Below are 1,862 nucleotides of genomic sequence, written 5' to 3'. Positions count from 1 at the left end.
GATTCCAGCATATAGAATCTCAATCAAAATGTCAGTTTCTCCCAAAGCGTGGCGCGAAAAACTAAAGGGCTTAAAAGTATCACTTTTATGTGCGACTGCGTAGCCTTTGGCGGTGATTCTCTGTCCTGTGCTTGCTTGTGTCAAATTTTCTTTTAATAGCATTATTCTCTCCTTGTATTTCAAAGTTAAGTTGTAGATGAAATTCTAAAACTTAATATGGAATTATAAGATATGAGACTTAGTGTCTGTCAAGAGTTGGTAAGGATTTTATGAAATTTTACTTCGCCTTTGCGGGGAATAAATACAATTAAGTAAAGCACACAGAGAGAATCGCCATAAGGATAAAAATCGTCGCACGCACAGGAAGCCGCAAGAGCAAGAAAAGAATCACAGAGAAAATCGCAAGTGCATAAGTAGAATCTTTGCGATTCTGTAGGTTTTTTACAAATGTGCAATACAGGATTCTATGCGCAAAAATCCCTCGTCTATTTCTTCTCGTGTAATCGTAAGGCTTGGCAAGAATCGCGCGGTGTTTTTACCGCTTTTAAGCACCAAAACTCCTGCTTCAAAAGTAGCATTTAAGAATTTTGTCAAGGTTTCCAAATCTCTTACCCTAAGTCCGCGCATAAGCCCTAAGCCCACTTCTTGCGTAAAAATTTCTGCATAATGTTTTTGCAAATCTTGGAGTTTTTGTGTAAAGTATGTAATCGTTTTGTCTAGCTCCCCACTTTGCTTGTGTTCAAATAGAATCTCTAACACTTCCAATGCCGCACTTGTAGATAAAAAATTTCCACCAAAAGTGCTTCCGTGGTCGCTTGGTGCAAAAATATCTTTAAGGCTTGTCATTACTGCGCCAATAGGCACACCGCCTGCTAATCCTTTGGCAGTCGTAATCACATCAGGCGTGATTCCATAGACTTGTGAAGCAAAGAGTTCGCCGCTGCGATAAATGCCTGTTTGCACCTCATCTACCATTAAGAGCACATTTTTTTCTTTGAGAATCTTGGCGAGTTTTTGCACTTCTGCCTTGTCAAAAGGCGTGATTCCACCTTCGCCTTGCACGAGTTCTAAAAGTACGGCACAAGTTACATTGCTGATTTTATTTGGAACATCGTTTAAGTCTTTAGCATACACAAATCCATCGGGAAAAGGTCCAAAATATTGGTGCATTTTGTTTTGCGCGGTTGCTTTTAAGGTGCTAATCGTGCGTCCGTGGAAAGAGGAATCTAAAGTGATGATTTGATACCTTTTCAATTCTCCATTTTCTTCACCAAATTTTCTCGCAATCTTCAGCGCACCCTCATTTGCTTCTGCACCAGAGTTTGCGAAAAATACGCGCATATCATAGCCACTAAGCTCAACAATCTTTTTGGCAAGACGCGCTTGTGGCTCAATCAAGTAAAGATTGGAAGTGTGGATTAGGTTTTTTGCTTGTTTGTAGATTGCTTCTGCCAAACGCGCATTGCCGTGTCCTACGCTGCACACCGCGATTCCAGAACCAAAGTCAATGTATTCTTTACCTTTTGAATCATAAAGTCTTGCCCCACTTCCTTTTACAAAATGCACATCATTGCGCGCATAAGTATGCAAGACAAAGTCTAAATCCATTTGTTTTAAATCTTGTTGTTCCATTGCTAGCCTTAAATTTTGGAAATTTTGAGAATTTTAAAATAATAAAACTTAAAAAGTTTGCAAAGCAATCTACAATTCCTATTCTTTAGTGCAATGAATTGTAAATCTTTTAAGAAATAAGTAAAATAAATACAAGTTAATTCTTAAAACGCGTTATAATTCCATCGACTTTAAGTCGTAGCAAAATGCAAGAAGGAATCCTAATGGCAAAAACAAAGGAAATAGAATTT

The 1,862-nt window shown here is 38.3% G+C and carries 1 protein-coding gene and 1 pseudogene; both read right to left on the bottom strand.

All coding sequences use genetic code 11. From position 1 onward, the window contains the following. Positions 1 to 162 (bottom strand): annotated as a pseudogene (locus Q1553_RS05490) (NAD(P)-dependent alcohol dehydrogenase); the annotation flags it as partial. Between the two features lie 279 nt (positions 163 to 441). Next, positions 442 to 1,632 carry an aspartate aminotransferase family protein gene (locus Q1553_RS05485; RefSeq protein ID WP_297601419.1) on the bottom strand — a complete coding sequence of 397 codons (1,191 nt, stop codon included), beginning with the start codon at positions 1,630 to 1,632 and terminating at the stop codon, positions 442 to 444. Positions 1,633 to 1,862: the final 230 nt, after the last annotated feature.

Origin of the sequence: Helicobacter sp. UBA3407 (assembly GCF_949747025.1) — a bacterium.
Taxonomy (GTDB): domain Bacteria; phylum Campylobacterota; class Campylobacteria; order Campylobacterales; family Helicobacteraceae; genus Helicobacter_D; species Helicobacter_D ganmani.
The sequence above is the reverse complement of the archived record's forward strand: the minus strand, read 5'-3'. Positions and strand labels throughout refer to the sequence as shown.